Annotated in this window: 17 protein-coding genes; 16 read left to right on the top strand and 1 reads right to left on the bottom strand. The window is 60.0% G+C overall.

Going from position 1 to position 15,481, the window contains the following annotated elements; translation table 11 throughout:
* Nucleotides 1-102: 102 nt before the first annotated feature.
* Nucleotides 103-1,680: a DHA2 family efflux MFS transporter permease subunit gene (locus tag JJE47_16195; protein MBK5268961.1), complete on the bottom strand. Its 1,578-nt coding sequence runs from the start codon at nt 1,678-1,680 to the stop codon at nt 103-105.
* 97 nt (nt 1,681-1,777) lie between these two features.
* On the opposite strand from JJE47_16195, the gene JJE47_16190 reads away from it, so the two are divergent.
* From JJE47_16190 to JJE47_16115, 16 genes are all read left to right on the top strand, one after another.
* Complete coding sequence (locus tag JJE47_16190; GenBank protein MBK5268960.1) at nt 1,778-2,347, top strand: TetR/AcrR family transcriptional regulator; 570 nt, start codon at nt 1,778-1,780, stop codon at nt 2,345-2,347.
* An 86-nt stretch (nt 2,348-2,433) separates the two neighbouring features.
* Nucleotides 2,434-3,672, top strand: coding sequence for a class I SAM-dependent RNA methyltransferase (locus JJE47_16185; protein ID MBK5268959.1), 1,239 nt, complete (start codon nt 2,434-2,436; stop codon nt 3,670-3,672).
* A gap of 100 nt (nt 3,673-3,772) precedes the next feature.
* A complete protein-coding gene (locus tag JJE47_16180; protein MBK5268958.1) occupies nt 3,773-4,276 on the top strand; it encodes a (2Fe-2S)-binding protein in 504 nt (167 codons plus the stop codon).
* A gap of 8 nt (nt 4,277-4,284) precedes the next feature.
* Nucleotides 4,285-6,657: a molybdopterin-dependent oxidoreductase gene (locus JJE47_16175; protein ID MBK5268957.1), complete on the top strand. Its 2,373-nt coding sequence runs from the start codon at nt 4,285-4,287 to the stop codon at nt 6,655-6,657.
* 3 nt (nt 6,658-6,660) lie between these two features.
* Entirely contained in the window at nt 6,661-7,515 is an 855-nt protein-coding gene (locus JJE47_16170) for an FAD binding domain-containing protein (protein MBK5268956.1), read from the top strand.
* A gap of 40 nt (nt 7,516-7,555) precedes the next feature.
* On the top strand, nt 7,556-7,900 hold the full coding sequence (locus tag JJE47_16165) for a rhodanese-like domain-containing protein (protein ID MBK5268955.1): 345 nt from the start codon (nt 7,556-7,558) through the stop codon (nt 7,898-7,900).
* 37 nt (nt 7,901-7,937) lie between these two features.
* The gene (locus JJE47_16160) at nt 7,938-8,825 is read left to right on the top strand and encodes a MoxR family ATPase (protein MBK5268954.1); all 888 of its coding nucleotides are present in this window, start codon (nt 7,938-7,940) and stop codon (nt 8,823-8,825) included.
* Nucleotides 8,822-9,955 carry a M15 family metallopeptidase gene (locus JJE47_16155; GenBank protein MBK5268953.1) on the top strand — a complete coding sequence of 378 codons (1,134 nt, stop codon included), beginning with the start codon at nt 8,822-8,824 and terminating at the stop codon, nt 9,953-9,955. Before JJE47_16160 ends, JJE47_16155 begins: the two co-directional genes overlap by 4 nt.
* 216 nt (nt 9,956-10,171) lie before the next feature.
* Nucleotides 10,172-11,257, top strand: a complete 1,086-nt coding sequence (locus JJE47_16150; GenBank protein ID MBK5268952.1) for a hypothetical protein — start codon at nt 10,172-10,174, stop codon at nt 11,255-11,257.
* A gap of 33 nt (nt 11,258-11,290) precedes the next feature.
* Nucleotides 11,291-12,400 carry a VWA domain-containing protein gene (locus JJE47_16145; protein ID MBK5268951.1) on the top strand — a complete coding sequence of 370 codons (1,110 nt, stop codon included), beginning with the start codon at nt 11,291-11,293 and terminating at the stop codon, nt 12,398-12,400.
* Nucleotides 12,397-12,708 carry an XdhC family protein gene (locus JJE47_16140; GenBank protein MBK5268950.1) on the top strand — a complete coding sequence of 104 codons (312 nt, stop codon included), beginning with the start codon at nt 12,397-12,399 and terminating at the stop codon, nt 12,706-12,708. The genes JJE47_16145 and JJE47_16140 overlap by 4 nt, the downstream gene beginning before the upstream one ends.
* On the top strand, nt 12,708-13,484 hold the full coding sequence (locus JJE47_16135) for an XdhC family protein (protein ID MBK5268949.1): 777 nt from the start codon (nt 12,708-12,710) through the stop codon (nt 13,482-13,484). Before JJE47_16140 ends, JJE47_16135 begins: the two co-directional genes overlap by 1 nt.
* Before the next feature lie 67 nt (nt 13,485-13,551).
* Nucleotides 13,552-14,151: a nucleotidyltransferase family protein gene (locus JJE47_16130; protein MBK5268948.1), complete on the top strand. Its 600-nt coding sequence runs from the start codon at nt 13,552-13,554 to the stop codon at nt 14,149-14,151.
* Nucleotides 14,148-14,711, top strand: a complete 564-nt coding sequence (locus JJE47_16125; protein MBK5268947.1) for an SRPBCC family protein — start codon at nt 14,148-14,150, stop codon at nt 14,709-14,711. The genes JJE47_16130 and JJE47_16125 overlap by 4 nt, the downstream gene beginning before the upstream one ends.
* 63 nt (nt 14,712-14,774) lie before the next feature.
* Entirely contained in the window at nt 14,775-15,179 is a 405-nt protein-coding gene (locus JJE47_16120; protein MBK5268946.1) for a DUF4332 domain-containing protein, read from the top strand.
* A gap of 138 nt (nt 15,180-15,317) precedes the next feature.
* Nucleotides 15,318-15,481, top strand: a 164-nt coding sequence (locus tag JJE47_16115; GenBank protein ID MBK5268945.1) for a hypothetical protein, incomplete at its 3' end; no start/stop codon positions are given.

Genomic DNA, 15,481 nt, shown 5'->3' with positions numbered 1-15,481 from the left:
ATCCTGGCTCCAGTCGAGCCTGGTCGAGATCCTTTCGGACGAACTCCCGGACGCCAGCACCTAGCCGCAACCGTCCGGGAGATCCCGATGTTGTCAATCCGATTAGGCCTCGCCGGCTACTGGAAGCGGATTTCCTTTGAGGCTGGAGCCGACCTCGGGCTCAAAGATCTCTGCTTCGTGTTCGGCCGGCATGAATAACGCCACCAGAACTGCACCGAGGAGAGCGACGCCGACTGCGACGAAGATGGCCGCTCCCATGGCGTCTACGAAGGCTTGCTGGGCAGCTCCGAACAGGGCGCTTCCGGCATCTCCCGGGAGGTTGGCGGCGATTTGTCGTGCCGCACCAATTGAGTTCGATGCTCCCGCCGCCACGTCGGGCGGCAACTGGGCGACCGCGGTCGCCATGTTTGTCGCATAGGCCGAGTTGAACACTGATCCGACCACCGCGACCCCAATGGCTCCGGCCACCTGACGGGTGACGTCGTTGGTCGCTGAGGCCACCCCGGCTTTCGAGACTGGCACGGCCCCCATGACGGCGTCAGTGGAGGGCGCCATGATATTGCCCATCCCGTACGACAGGGCGATGATGGCGGTCCCGATTACCCAGTACTCGGTGTCTACCCCAAACGTGGTGAAGACAGCCAGTACGCCGCTCAGCACGAGGAGGCCGAACGTGACGACCCGGGTCGTTCCGAATCTCTCGACAAGTCGAGGAGATGTGGCTGCCCCGATGACCATTCCGATGGCGATAGGAGCGGTTCGAAGCCCGGCCTCCAATGCTGAGTAACCCTGGACGAATTGGAGATATTGGGTTAGCAGGAAGATCACTCCGAATAGCGAGAAGAAGGCAATGCTGATCGCCGTCGCTCCTCCCGAGAATCGTCGGTTCTTGAAGTAGTCAAGGTTGAGCATCGGATGGTCGGTCCGTCGTTCGATGAAAAGGAAGAGCAGTCCGAACGCGAGGCTCAAACCGGAGGCGGTCATGACCCGGGTCGAGGTCCATCCGTAATCAGGCCCCTCGATGATCCCGTATACAAGCGCTGAGACGGCGACCATCGAGGTAGCGGCGCCCCAGATGTCGAGGGGAGTCGAATTCGGGTCGCGACTGGCGGGAACCAGGAAATACCCAAGAACGAGGGCTCCGATGACAATCGGCACGTTGATCAGGAACACCGAACCCCACCAGAAATTCTCGAGCAGGGCGCCACCCACTACTGGCCCGATACCGATTCCGAGCCCGGCGACCGCTGCCCAGATGCCGATGGCGCGACCCCGCTCCTCGCGCGGAAAGACATCAGTGATGATTGACAGCGTCGCCGGCATGATCAGGGCTCCACCGATCCCCATGACGGCTCTGGCAGCGATGAGTTGGGTTGCAGAGTCCGTGAAGGCTGCAACTGCACTTCCCCCGCCGAAGATCACCAAGCCGATCACGAGCGCCTTGGCGCGTCCGAACCGGTCACCCACAGCTCCCATGGTCAGAAGCAGGCCGGCAAACACCAGTACGTATGAGGCGACCATCCACTGCAGTTGCGAAGCCGTTGCGGACAAGTCTTGCTGAAGGGTTGGGATCGCGACATTGAGGATCGTGTTGTCGAGCCCGATGATGACGAGACTGAGGCTGAGTACCGCGAGTGTCCACCACCGCCGCTGATACTTCTTTTCCTGGGGCATTCGCATGAATCCATTCCAATCGACTTGTGAAACACTTGTGTTGCATAGTACTACAAGTGTGTTGTCTAGCGCAACACACTTGTATCGGATAGACTGTGGCCCTATGAACGCAGAGATTGATCCCCGTATTTCACGAACCCGGGGGGTGGTGCTGGACGCCACCGCTGCTCTCATCGGCGAGGTCGGGTTTGGTCGTACGTCGATCGAAGCAATTGCCGAACGCTCGGGCGTGGCCCGGTCGACGATCTATCGTCATTGGCCGAATCGCCCGGACCTCCTGGTTGAGGCCATTCGCTGCACGATCGCTCTGGAACCGCCGCCCGAGACAGGAGATCTCCGCCACGATCTATCGGTGTTGCTTGGCGGGTTGGCTGACAGATTGGGGTCTCCCGAGACGGGTCCGATCATGATGTCGTTGATCGCCGAAGCCAAACGAGACCCCCAGATGGCTTCGGTATTTACCCGCTTCGTCCTGGAGCGATTTGGGCTTATTCGTTCGATTCTCGAACACGCCGTCGATCGGGGTGAATTGAAGGCCGACGTGGACCCCGAGCAGATGACCGAAGATCTGGTTGCCCCGCTCTTTTTTCGCGCGTTTATCCGCTCGGCGTTACTGGACCGTGACAGCGTGGAGGACCATATTGACCGGTGGATCGCCGCGTACGCCCGCTGACCGCTGGTCGGGATGGTCGTCACCGCCAGGTAGCCCGGTTCGCCGGTCACGAACCAGTCACCGTTGGTGAGCGGTAGCCTGGTCTCATGTCAGATCAGATCCCTGAGGTCCTTTCGGTCACTCCGCACGACCTTGCCCATGGCGGCGAGGCGGTAGCCAAGGTTGACGGCAAAGCCATTTTTGTTGCGGGGGTCATGCCAGGCGAGCAAGCCAGGGTCCGGATCACCAAGGACAAGGGTGCTTGGGCGCGAGCCGAGTTGGTTGAGATCATCGAGCCGTCGTCTGATCGTATCGCCCCTCCGTGCGCCCATTTCGGGGTATGCGGCGGATGCCAGTGGCAGTACGCCCCGCCGGCCACCCAGGTGGCGTGGAAACAAGGTGTCGTAGAATCGCAGCTGCAACATCTGGCTGGCCTGACCGACGTCGATGTGCGACCGGTGGAGACTCCCGGACCGCCATTCGGGTATCGAAACCGGATGGATTTCCAGATTGCCGGCGGAAAGCCTGCGCTGTATCGGGGAAGCACCCGCGTCGAGGTTCCGATTGATGAATGCCTATTGCTGGTCCCGGCGTTGGCCGAGTTGTACCAGCGACTTGGCAATGTCGACGGCCTCAATTCGCTGACTATCAGGGCCGGTGTCAATACCGAACAGGTCTTGGCCATTGTGACGGGGAGATTGCCGGAGTCGGCCAAGAATTGGGGGGTGCCGATCGCCCGGGTTCGCCGTGGCACACCCTCGGTGGAGCAGGGTCAGATGCACCTCTATGAGGAAGTGGCCGGTCACCGGTATCGGATCACTGCCAATGGGTTCTTTCAGAACAACACGTGGGGTGCCGAGGCGCTTATCCGCCTTGTCACGGAGGCTCTTGAACCAGAAAAAGACGACGTCTTGCTCGATGCCTACGCCGGTGGAGGGCTCTTTTCGGTAGCTCTTGGCAAGTCGGTGTCGCAGCTGATCGCGGTGGAGACCTCGCCACTCGGTCTGCGGGATTTGGAACATAACCTCGAAGCCGCCGATGGGCCGGCCGCCGACATTGTTGGTGTTCCTTTTGAAGAATCGGCCGGGGAATACGACGACTGGACGATCGCGGTTTGTGATCCACCGCGCACCGGACTTGGTGCCGCCGGGGTTGATGCCCTCATCGATGCTCGCCCGAGGCGGGTTGCCTACGTCTCATGCGACCCGGCATCGTTCGCCCGTGACGCAAAAACGCTGGTCGAGTACGGCTACGCCTTGAAATGGGTTTCACCGGTGGATATGTTCCCGCAGACCTATCACATCGAGACCGTGGCCCGTTTCGACCGCGTCGACCCAACCGCCTAGGTCTGTCTTCTGAAGATAATCTGCGATGCAGGGGTCGCGGTAGCCGATAGTTTCGGTAGTTTCAACCATGCACCCGCAACCGCCACGGAGGAGTGTCTGTATGAAGGTATCGATGACTGTCAACGGACGACTGGTTAACGGCGACGTTGAGCCCCGCACATTGTTGGTCCATTTTATTCGAGAAGAACTGGCCCTGACTGGCACCCATATTGGTTGCGAGACGTCGTATTGCGGCGCTTGCACCGTCCACGTCGATGGAGAAGCCACCAAATCGTGCACGATGCTGGCCGTGCAAGCTGAAGGAGCCAGCATCACGACCATCGAGGGGATGGCCAAGGGCGACGAACTTCATCCGGTCCAAGAGGGATTTTGGGAACGTCACGGCCTGCAATGCGGCTACTGCACTCCGGGCATGATCATGTCAGGGGCCGCCCTGATCGCCGGTAACCCAAGTCCGACAGAGGATGAGATCCGCCATGGGATTGAGGGCAACTTGTGCCGGTGCACCGGCTACCACAACATTGTGAAGTCGATCGAGTACGCCGCCGCCAAGATGCGCGGCGAGACGCCGCCGCCGGCGGATTGGGAGGAGGTCTCCGTATGACGGCCACGATGAGTCAGGTCGGGGGAATCGTCCGTAGGAAAGAAGACCCGTCGCTGATCCAGGGTCGGGGTGTGTACGTCGATGACATGAAACTCAACGGTGAGCTCACTGTCGCCTTTGTGCGGAGTCCGTTCGCCAGAGCCCGCATTACGTCGATCGACACATCTGAGGCTCTGGCGATCCCAGGGGTCCGGGCCGTTTACACGATTGACGATGTTCGATCGCTTGGACCGCTGCTCGCCCAGATCCCGATTGGCAAGCTCCGCCCACTGCTGGCGGATGGGGTTGTCAACCACGTCGGTGAGGCCGTGGCCATGGTCGTGGCCGAAGACCGGTATCAGGCAGAAGACGCTGCCGAGGCCGTTGTGGTCGAATATGATCAACTCCCGGCGTCGGTAGATCTGAAGTTTTCTGCCACCGACGAGGTGAAGATCCACGACGACCTTGAGTCGAATGTTCTGCACACCTGGTTGTCACACGATTGGTGGCCGGGGGTATTCGAACTGGAAGATTATCGTCCCGCCATTGCCGCTGCCAAGGAGCGCGACGATGTGGTCATTGTTTCCCAGGAGATGGTCAACCAGCGTCTCATCCCGACCGCCATCGAACCGCGGGCAGTGCTCGCCGATTGGAGTCATGGATACGACCGGGTTACGTTGTACACATCGAGTCAGATTCCCCATGCCGTAGCCGGAGCGGTCGCCAAGACGTTCGGGATGCCTGTTAACGCGGTACATGTGATCGCCCCTGAAGTGGGCGGAGGGTTCGGCTGCAAGTTGAATGTCTATCCGGACGAAATCCTTGTGTGTTTCGCCTCCCACCAACTTGAGGCTCCGGTCCGGTGGACCGAGACTCGCCGTGAAGCGGCCTATTCGACGATCCACGGCCGGGGCTGGATTGGCACTGCGACGATCACCGGAACCAGAGATGGTGAGATTCTCGGCTACGAGTTGGATGCGCTGGCAGATATGGGCGCATATAGCCAGAACTTCACCGTGGCGATTCCCGTGTTGGGCCTCTATGTGGCGAGCGGCCAATACAACATTCCGCTGGCATGGAGCGTGAAGTGTGTAGCGACCAATACCCAGACCACCGATGCCTATCGAGGAGCGGGGCGACCTGAGGCTGCCTATTACCTTGAGCGAGCCATTGACATGTTTGCCGCCGAGATCGGCATGCATCCGGGAGACGTGCGTAAGAAGAACTTCTTCAAGAAGGAGGAGTTTCCGGCGACGGTACCGATCGGCCTCACGATGGATTCTGGCGACTACGCCACCAACCTGGATAAGTTGCTCATCGATTCTGACTATGCCGGCCTCAAAGCCATGCAAGCCCAAGCCAGATCCGAGGGACGCTACGTCGGTGTCGGCTTGTCCACCTACGTCGAGGTTTGTGGTTTCGGACCCTCCATCCTGGCTGAATTCGGATTCGGGTGGGACGGGTACGGTCTCCCCTCGTCGTTTAGTGGCTCTGGATTGGTGCGAATCAACCCTGACGGATCCGCAACGGTTTTCATCGGGACCGGTCCGAGCGGGCAAGGTCACGAGACCACCTGGGCGCAGATCGTCTCGGGTCGATTGGGCATCGCCATGGAGATGATTCGAGTTGCCCACGGCGACACCACCGATTCACCCAATGGGATCGGCACGTTCGGCAGCAGGTCGGCGGCGGTGGACGGAGCGGCGACCTATGAGGCCGCCGAGAAAGTGCGGTCCAAGGCCGCCGATCTGGTAGCTCACATGCTTGAAGCGTCTGCTGAAGATGTCCGGTTCGCCGATGGCGGCGCCCACATCGTGGGGACTCCCGGTCACAAGGTGACCTGGGCCGAAATCGCCGAAGTGGCGTATAAGCCGCACAAAGGCCCGGAAGGGGTGGAAGCAGGACTAGAAGCTCACTCCGTCTTCAGCCCCGGCAACGCGACGTGGCCATTTGGTTCGCACATTGCCGTGGTGGAGGTTGATGTAGAAACTGGCAACGTTGACATCTTGCGGTACCTGGCCATGGATGATTGCGGCAACGTCATCAATCCGATGATCGTCGACGGTCAACTCCACGGTGGTATCGCCCAGGGCATCGGGCAGGCCTTGTTCGAGGAGGCCGTCTACGACGAAAGCGGCAACTTGTTATCCGTGTCGCTGGTTGATTATCCGCTACCTACGGCAAGCGATCTCCCGATGTTCGAACTCGACCGGACCGTGACTCCGACGGACGTCAATCCCCTCGGCGTCAAAGGCATCGGGGAAGCGGGGACCATTGGTTCTGCGCAGACAATCGTCAATGCGGTTGTCGATGCACTGGCGCCCCTGGGCGTCAAACATATAGACATGCCCTTGCGACCCAAAAAGGTCTGGCAAGCCATCCAAGACGCCCAGGAGGCCTAGAACATGTATCCACGTCAGTTTGAATACGTTGCCGCCGGTTCCATCGAGGAAGCCGTTGGTGTTCTGGCTGCCAATCCTGGTGCCAAGGTGATGTCCGGCGGAATGAGCCTTATCCCCATGATGAAACTGCGACTGCTGTCGCCTGAAACGGTGGTCGACATTGGTCGAGTCTCGGGACTGGACGCCATCGAGGACAAAGGTGACTACATCTCGATTGGAGCGCTCGTCCGCCATGTCGCAGTGGCGACCTCGGCGGTGATTGGCGAGCACGCCAAGGCGCTGCAACAGGCTGCCTCCTGGACGGGTGATCCGCAGGTTCGCAACCGGGGGACACTGTGTGGGGCGCTCGCCCACGCCGATCTCGCCGCCGATACGCCTGCGGCCGCATTGGCGCTGGGGATGACGATGGTCGCTCAAGGCCCCAACGGAACCAGAGAAATCGCTGCCGCTGACTTCTTCGTTGACTCGTTGATGTCGGCGCTCAGCCCCGATGAGATTCTGGTCGAAGCACGGATTCCCAAACGAGGTGGCGGATCGGCTTACGACAAGCTGGGGAGGCGCGGCGGACACAGCGACTACGCGGTGGCTGGGGTGGCTTCCTGGGTGGCAATGTCAGACGGCGTCGTGACCGACTGTGCCATCGGGATTACCGGGGTTGGCACGAAGCCGACTCTGGCCGTCGGAGCCATGGAAGCCCTGCGCGGCCAGGGACCCGATGGAATCGCCGCAGCCGCCGACCGGGCCCTTGAGGGTATTACCGTCCTTGAGGATTTGTACGGTTCGGAGGCGTACAAGGCTCACCTTGCCAAGGTGTATACCCGGCGATCCCTTGAACAGGCGGTTGCAGCCGCCAGCTGATCACATTTGGATAACGTCGGTTTTCTGGCAGCATATCGGTATGGATGATCTCAAACCGGTTCCGGAAGTGACGCCAATCGAAGCCCAGGTTCACCTGGCGGATGGGGCGTTACTCGTTGACATCCGGGAACTGGCGGAATGGCGCGAGAACCGTATTCCCGGGGCCGTATTCAAACCGATGTCCGAGATGAACGATTGGTATCACGATCTTCCAGAAGACCGGGTAGTGATTCTGCAATGCCGGACGGGCAATCGATCGGGTGTTGCTGCGAGCGCGCTCATCAATCAAGCCCATATGACCAACGTGTACAACCTGGCAGGCGGGATTGTCGCCTGGGACGGGTCCGGCCTCCCGATCGACTTCGCCCCCCCGACCCCGCTTTGATGTTCGGCCGGTGCCGGCTTCAACTACGCTGACTTTCGTGATTCCCAACTCGGTCGAAGAAGTTCTAGACGCGCTGGCTAGCCAGCATTACGAGGCCGATCGCGGTCTGGCGGTGGCGATCCATCTGGCCCTTCAACTCGGAAAGCCGCTCTTTCTTGAAGGCGAGGCGGGGGTCGGCAAAACGGAGGTTGCCAAGGTCCTTGCTTCGTTCCTTGGGGAGGACTTGATCCGGCTTCAATGCTACGAAGGGCTTGACGTGGGTCATGCCTTGTATGAGTGGGATTATGCCAAGCAGATGCTGGCGATCCGCCTGCTCGAAGCAAGAGGAGAGGGTTCGCTCGCCTCGGTGAGTGACATCATGGGCCGTGAGTTTCTGGTAGCGCGGCCGCTACTGCAAGCAGTCGAAGCCGGCCGGAACGGGCGACGACCGGTCCTGCTCATCGACGAACTAGACAGGGCCGATGAGGAGTTCGAAGCATACCTGTTGGAGTTGTTGAGCGATTTTCAAGTCACTATTCCTGAACTCGGAACGATCCGAGCTGAGAGCCGACCGATCGTCATTCTGACCTCAAACCGGACGAGAGAGATCCATGACGCTCTCAAACGTCGGTGCATCTATCACTGGATCGATTATCCCGATTACGATCGGGAGGTGGCCATTGTGGCCCGTAAGGTGCCCGGAGTGTCAGCAGAACTGGCCGGCGAACTAGCCGGTGCGATGGAAAGGCTCCGGACCATGGATCTGTTCAAGCCACCCGGGGTTGCTGAAACCCTCGATTGGGCAGCCGCCATCCAGGTACTCGGTCAGGAACATCTTGATTCGGCCCTCATTAACGACACCGTGGGTGTGGTGCTGAAATATCAAGACGACATCGAGCGTGTGCAACAAGCGGGGTTTGATCGGCTACTCACTCGAGGGTCATGATCAGGTTGGTCGCTGCGCTCGTCGCGCTGCTCGTCTTTTCTGTGAGCTTGCCGGCTCAGGCGACTGTTCCGCAAGCGGACGTCATCTACGTGTGGGAGTCGGGAGGGCTGACCCCGGGGACCCTGGCCAGGATCGAAGAGGTGGCCGATCGTTATGAGGCTTCGGTCAGTGTCGAGCATCGCGGCACCATCCAACTGCTGTCCGTCGCCCGCGGCGACGAGCTTGTCCAGAGTGCTCCGGACGGGTATGTCATCCCCATGGCCGCCCTCGCCGTTGATCCCGCCGATAGTCGATCGGTGGTCGGGTCGACGGTCTCGGCGGCCTTGGACCGGGGCGAGGTCGTCATGGGCCGGTCGTCGGCCAGGCTCCGCGGAGCAACGGTCGGCGACGTGGTTACCTTTACGGGTTGGGATGGCAGTTCCCAGAAGCTGCCGATCGGGGCCATCGTGCCAGATAGTCGGGTCAGGTCAGCTGAGCTGATTTTCTCGATCGAGACGGCCGAACGGTTCGGCTTTTCCCGGCTCTCGTCTGTGACCCTGTGGGGGTTCGCCGACCGCTCCGCTCTCTATCGCGACCTGGAAGTTACCTTCGGCGGCGAGTTCGTCGGTATCGATCCCGATGCAGGGCGTGGGCCTGACGACGTTTTGTCCGACATTGCCGCCAAACGGCAGTTTGGCGAGTTTGCATATCGATTCACCGGGCCTGGCGACAAGATAAAGATCGACCCCGTCTGGGTGGCGGCCAACATCGTTACCGTGAATCTTCCGATTCTGGGCACGTTCAAATGCCATCGCTCGATGCTGCCTTACCTCGAGCATGCGCTCGACGAGGTGATTGATGCGGGACTCGGATCCGTTATCGACCCCGTGGACTTCCAACGGGCAGGCGGTTGCTATAACGCTCGACTCATTCGCGGCGGTGACAAGGGCGGTGCGATCTCGCGACATTCCTGGGGTATCGCGGTCGACTTCAACCCGTCGACCAATCGCTACGGCGGGGCAGTTGTGATGGATCCACGACTTGCCGAGATCTTTTACAAGTGGGGTTTCGCCTGGGGTGGAGGGTGGGTGTATCCAGACGGGGGTCACTTCGAATGGACTCGACTACCGGCGTCGATCGTCGATACGTAGCCTTGCCAATCGACCGTTATTGGCCGAGGCCCACTGTGCGACGCCGAGCCGAGGGAATAGTGGTTCTTGCCCGTACATAGCTCACACTGATTCGCTAGTGTCGGATTACGTTGCAAGGTTCACAGGGTTCTCGCGACAAGCAGGTCCAACCTACACCTGCACGCGACCCACCAGACTCCTTCATGCCCTCGTGTTGGCCAACTTGAAAGGAGTCGTATGTTCCCATTCGCGCAGTCCGCTTCTACCAGGTATCCGGTTCTCTCGGTCTACCTCAACAAGGGTCCCGCTCTCGGGGCCCAGCTGACAGATGTGTTGAAGCCGATCAAGGAGCTTGACCTTGACCATGCTCAAGAGATGTCGCTGCGAGCCGATATCGAGAAGATTTGTGACCTCCGGCTAGAGCGCGAGACGGCGCCGGCCATTGGTATATTCAGCTGCGACGGTGAAGGCTGGTTCCACATGGAGCGGTTGCATCGTTCTGTGTCCGATTTCGCCACCACCGGTCGGCGGCCATACCTAAGACCGGTTCGAACCCTGCCCAGGAACACCCGCACGAAGATTGCCGTTGTTGAGAGTCGATCGGCGTCGCTGTGGTTGATGGAGGCCGGCCAGATCCGTCGGGTCGAAGACATTGTTGTCGATGAAACGGTCAAGAAAAACTATGGCGGCTGGCAGGGCTACTCCGAGCGTAAGGCTCATGCCCGGTCTGACGAACTCGTTCATCGGCATTACCGCGAGACGGCCGAAGGGCTTCTGGCACTTCATCAGAGGCAGCCGTTCGATTACATCATTGTTGGCGGGCACAAGACGGACACACACGAGTTTGTGGAGTCGTTACATCCGTATCTTCGCAACCTTGTCGCCGGGGAATTCGTTATCGATCCGCACACGATTACTGCAACCGGCGTCCTCGAAAAGGCAGCCGGCTTGGAAGCTGCTGCCGAACGTGAGCGCCGTGAGGAGATCGTGAAGTCCATCATGGATGCCGAGGGAGCCACTCGAAAGGCGGCGCTCGGGATTCCTGATCTGGTCGACGCCACCAACCTCAAGGCGGTGCAGAGCCTCGTGGTTGTCACCGATTCTCCTCGGGTCCCCGGGGCGATTTGCGACGAGTGCACTTGGATGTCGATGGCCGGGGGTGAATGCCAGGGGTGCGGTGCCGAGATGCGCCTGGTCTCCGACGTCGTCGACGAGGTCATCGAAGCAGTGCTACGGGATCGCGGAGTGGTTGAAGGAATCGGTCCTGACACGGTTCTGGACGATTACGGCGCAGGTGGTCTGCTGAGGTTTGCCGTCACCTGACCAGAATGGGGGCCAACCGCCTAAAGTTGGCGGATGGCAGTGGCAGCGGTGGTGCAATTCGGAAGGTTGCTGCGCGAGCGCGGACTCAGCGTTGTTCCTGACACGACGGTCGACATGGTGTCAGCTCTTCGTATCATCGACCTCGCCCGGTCTGATGATGTCCGGTCGGCCCTCAAGGCGGTGACCGTCGTCAACCCTCAGCAAGCCGTGCTGTTTGATGAGTGTTTCGACGCGTTTTTTGGCGGGGGTGACATGTCACCGGTCGATGAGGTCGACGACATGGACGATCAGGTCTTGCACATGGAGTCGTGGACCATTCGTAGCCCGACCAGTCTCGAAGGGGAACAAGCTGAAGAAGAGGTCTCCGACCAGGTTGGAGCTTCGGCGATTCAGCGTTTTGCCAACCGTGATTTCAGTGACCTCGACGATGGCGAATTGGAGCGCGCCCGGCGGCTCGTGGCCAACATGCTCTGGCAGCCGTCGGCGGTCAAGAGCCGCCGCTGGACTCCAGACAGTGGTGGACGACGGCCAGATATGCGTCGTACGCTGCGGCAATCGGTTGGCCCGCGCGGTGACCTCATGCAACTTGCCATGTCGGATCGGCGGTTTCGCCGGAGGCCGCTCATCGTCATTGCCGATGTGAGCGGTTCGATGGAAGCGTACGCCGAGATGATGCTGACGTTCGCCCATGCGGCCCGGGCCAAAGTCCATCGTGTTGAAACGTTTGCTTTTTCGACTCACCTCACCCGGATTACGTGGGAGCTGTCTCGTCGTAGTGTTCGGGCCGCCCTCACGAAAGCGTCGGAGGCCGTCATCGATTGGTCGGGCGGCACGAAAATAGGCGAGGCGCTCCAAACCTTCAATCGAGACTGGAGCCGGCGGGTCTGTCGAGGAGGGCCGGTTCTCCTCATTGTGTCTGACGGCTGGGACTGTGGAGACCCTGCTCTTTTACGGCAGGAGATGGCCCGGTTAGCGAGGAGTGTTCACCGGGTCGTGTGGCTCAACCCGCTGGCGGGCCGACCCGGGTACGCGCCAGAAACGCGCGGTATGCAGGCGGTTTTGCCGTACGTTGACGATTTTCTTCCTTCGGCCAATCTTCGCCACCTCAGTGAGGTGGTCGATCTTCTAGAGTCCATAGGATGATGAAGGAAGCGCTCGATACGGTTGACGGCTGGAAGTTGGCTGGCAAGGACGTCGCGGTCGCCACGGTGGTTCGTGTGCAAGGCTCGGCACCGCGGCCCGAGGGATCCAAGTTCCTGGTCTCTTCGGCCGGCGATATGGAGGGTTCGGTTTCGGGTGGATGTGTGGAGAACGACGTGTTTCTTCATGCTCAGGACGTACTCCTGACCGGGCAGCCGAAGTTGGTCACCTATGGCATCGCCGATGACGACGCCTTTGAAGTCGGATTGGCCTGCGGAGGGACGATTCAGGTGTTTATCGAGAAATGGTGATGGGAATTGATGAGGCTATTCGCCATCTGATCTCGAATGAACGTCTCGGTGCCGTACTCACGGTCGTCGAAGGAGACCGGGTTGGCCAACGGGCGGTTTACGACTTCGAAGCAGGTGTGATCGCCGGCGACCTGGAGCTCTCTCAGGCTGTGGTCGATGACGCCAAACAGCTCATGGATCGTGAGCAGAACCTCGCCCTTACCTACGACGACGAGTCCGTGTTTGTGGAAACGGTTGGTCCGCCACCCAGATTGCTCATCTTCGGGGCCGTTCACATCGCCCAGGCGTTGTGTTCGCTGGGCACCCAGCTTGGCTACCGGGTGACCGTGTCGGACGCCAGGGCCGCTTTCACCACGAAAGACCGCTTCCCCGAGGCCCACGAGCTGCTGGTGGGCTGGCCTGATGAGTTATCTGAGCAGCTCCTGATCGACCGCCGCACGTTCGTCGTGCTGCTTTCGCATGATGCTCGATTCGAGGATCCCGTTCTGCCAATGTTGATGGCGTCGGAGGCCAAGTACATCGGGGCGATGGGGAGTCGCCGAACCGCTGCGAACCGTCGGGAGCGTCTGGCGGCGGCCGGCTATTCGGAGTCTGACGTGGCCCGGATTCATGGGCCCATTGGCATCGATATCGGTGCTGAAACCCCCGAGGAAACTGCGATTTCGATCCTCGCAGAGATGACTCAGGTCCGGTATGGATCTGGCACCGGCGCCTCGCTCACCGGGCGCACCGGTCGAATCCATATGCAACGAACCGACGATTTAGGCGACGTTTAGCGATCGTTGTCCCCTCAGAAAGTCGGGCCGTTTCGGTACCCAGAACCATGCCACCTACACTGGCCCGATGCGCAAGATCGCCGCTCTCGTTCTGGCCGCCGGGAGTTCCCGAAGGCTCGGCACACCAAAGCAACTACTCGATTGGGGTGGGCGACCCATGTTGAACGTGGTCGTCGATCGGGTGAAGGCCTGGCCGGTTGACAGCGTCTGGGTGGTTCTCGGGGCTCACGCTGACGAGATTCTTGATGCCTGCCAGTTTGAAGATGTGAACGTGGTCATCAACGAGGACTACGAGGAAGGTCTGGCGTCTTCCTTGCGGGTTGGTATCGATGCCCTCATACGATCGGGGAATGTCGACGGTGTCTTCATCGCTCTCGGCGATCAGCCGTTCATCGAACTCGAAGTTGTCGAGGCCATCATCGACCGATTCGAAGAGTCGACATCCAAGGCTCTTGTCCCGAAATATCGATATACAGTTGGTAATCCAGTCCTGGTTGAGAAGTCATTGTGGCCCCGTCTGATGAGTCTTGAAGGCGACCTCGGAGCCCAAAAACTGCTGAAGGCGCACCCGGAATGGGTAGAAGAGGTTTGGGTGGAAAAGCTTCCGCCCCGGGACGTTGACACTCCCGCCGACGTTGAAGAGCTAGCCCCTAGGAGCACACATTGAAGATTGAACAAGAGTTCACCGTTACCAGGTCGGTTGAGGCTGTCTGGCAGTTTTTTCAAGACATTGCGGCGGTTGCCCAATGTCTTCCTGGTGCCGAACTCATTGAAGATCGTGGCGACGGAACCTACGTTGGGAAGGTCGAAGCGAAACTGGGACCGATGACGGCGACTTTCGAAGGAGATGCCACGGTCACCCCGAACCCGGAGACGAAGTCCGGGCACATCAGCGGCAAGGGCGCCGACCGTCGTGGGGGAAGTCGTGGTCAGGTGGCAGTGGACTACCGACTGGAAGCTGACGGCGACGGGACACATGTCTACGTGGACGCTGATGTGACGCTATCGGGTTCGGCTGCTCAGTTCGGACGGACCGGTCTGATCAAGGAAATCTCGAATCGTCTGGTGGCCGACTTCGTCCTGTGTCTTGAAGGCAAGTTAGGAGCCGAAACCATTGAGGAGGCCGAAGCAGTGACGGCCTCCGACGTCAAGCCGGCCGGGTTGGTGTTCGCAAGCCTGTGGGCGACGATCGTCAACTTCTTCAAGAAGCTATTCGGAAAGTCATAACCACAGGGCCTTCGCTCGTGCCACTCCAGTATTCTCGATTGTGTCAGCTCGGAAAGGACCGTTATGCCCTCGATTGACGCCATAGATGGCATTGGCCACAAACGAGCGACCGTCTTGCGAAAGAACGGTATTCGAACGACTGAAGCTCTTTTGAAGCGTGGCGCCACGAAGCGGGGCAGGAAGGAATTGGCCCGCATCACGAAGTTCGATGAGAAGGTCCTTCTTGAGTGGGTGAATCGAGCCGACCTGATGCGCTGCAAGGGGGTTGGTTCTGAATACTCCGACCTTCTTGACGTGGCCGGGGTCGATACGGTCAAAGAACTCCGGCGACGCAATCCGACCAGTCTGACTGCGAAGATGATCGAACTCAACGAGAAGAAACGTCTGGTTCGTCGTCTTCCCACGGAGTCGATGGTCACCGGGTGGATCGAGAACGCCAAGGAACTCGAAGCGGTCGTTTCGTATTAGTGGCGCGGCGCTCCGGCGCGGTCGGCGGCTACCGGCCGACCTGCAACTAGATGTGGTTAACAAGACGGGGAGCGCCAATGGCGCTCCCCGTCTTACCTTGGAGGAGGTCTCGCAGGAGTTGCTGACTAGGCCGTCTTTTTGGCAGCCGTTGTCGTCTTGGGGGCCGGCTTGGCGGCCGGTTTCGCAGCTGCCTTGGCGGCTGGCTTGGCAGCGGTTTTCGCCGCAGGCTTGGCCGTGGCCGACTTCGCTACTGGCTTCTTCGCTACTGGCTTCTTCGCTACTGGCTTCTTCGCTACTGGCTT

Source organism: Acidimicrobiia bacterium (assembly GCA_016650365.1).
Classification (GTDB): domain Bacteria; phylum Actinomycetota; class Acidimicrobiia; order Spongiisociales; family JAENVV01; genus JAENVV01.
The sequence above is the reverse complement of the archived record's forward strand: the minus strand, read 5'-3'. Positions and strand labels throughout refer to the sequence as shown.

Bases quoted from the DNA above. Each gene is read 5' to 3' on its own strand.
- JJE47_16195 (MBK5268961.1), bottom strand. From the start codon at position 1,680: ATGCGAATGCCCCAGGAAAAGAAGTATCAGCGGCGGTGGTGGACACTC.
- JJE47_16190 (MBK5268960.1), top strand. From the start codon at position 1,778: ATGAACGCAGAGATTGATCCCCGTATTTCACGAACCCGGGGGGTGGTG.
- JJE47_16185 (MBK5268959.1), top strand. From the start codon at position 2,434: ATGTCAGATCAGATCCCTGAGGTCCTTTCGGTCACTCCGCACGACCTT.
- JJE47_16180 (MBK5268958.1), top strand. From the start codon at position 3,773: ATGAAGGTATCGATGACTGTCAACGGACGACTGGTTAACGGCGACGTT.
- JJE47_16175 (MBK5268957.1), top strand. From the start codon at position 4,285: ATGAGTCAGGTCGGGGGAATCGTCCGTAGGAAAGAAGACCCGTCGCTG.
- JJE47_16170 (MBK5268956.1), top strand. From the start codon at position 6,661: ATGTATCCACGTCAGTTTGAATACGTTGCCGCCGGTTCCATCGAGGAA.
- JJE47_16165 (MBK5268955.1), top strand. From the start codon at position 7,556: ATGGATGATCTCAAACCGGTTCCGGAAGTGACGCCAATCGAAGCCCAG.
- JJE47_16155 (MBK5268953.1), top strand. From the start codon at position 8,822: ATGATCAGGTTGGTCGCTGCGCTCGTCGCGCTGCTCGTCTTTTCTGTG.
- JJE47_16150 (MBK5268952.1), top strand. From the start codon at position 10,172: ATGTTCCCATTCGCGCAGTCCGCTTCTACCAGGTATCCGGTTCTCTCG.
- JJE47_16145 (MBK5268951.1), top strand. From the start codon at position 11,291: ATGGCAGTGGCAGCGGTGGTGCAATTCGGAAGGTTGCTGCGCGAGCGC.
- JJE47_16140 (MBK5268950.1), top strand. From the start codon at position 12,397: ATGATGAAGGAAGCGCTCGATACGGTTGACGGCTGGAAGTTGGCTGGC.
- JJE47_16135 (MBK5268949.1), top strand. From the start codon at position 12,708: ATGGGAATTGATGAGGCTATTCGCCATCTGATCTCGAATGAACGTCTC.
- JJE47_16130 (MBK5268948.1), top strand. From the start codon at position 13,552: ATGCGCAAGATCGCCGCTCTCGTTCTGGCCGCCGGGAGTTCCCGAAGG.
- JJE47_16120 (MBK5268946.1), top strand. From the start codon at position 14,775: ATGCCCTCGATTGACGCCATAGATGGCATTGGCCACAAACGAGCGACC.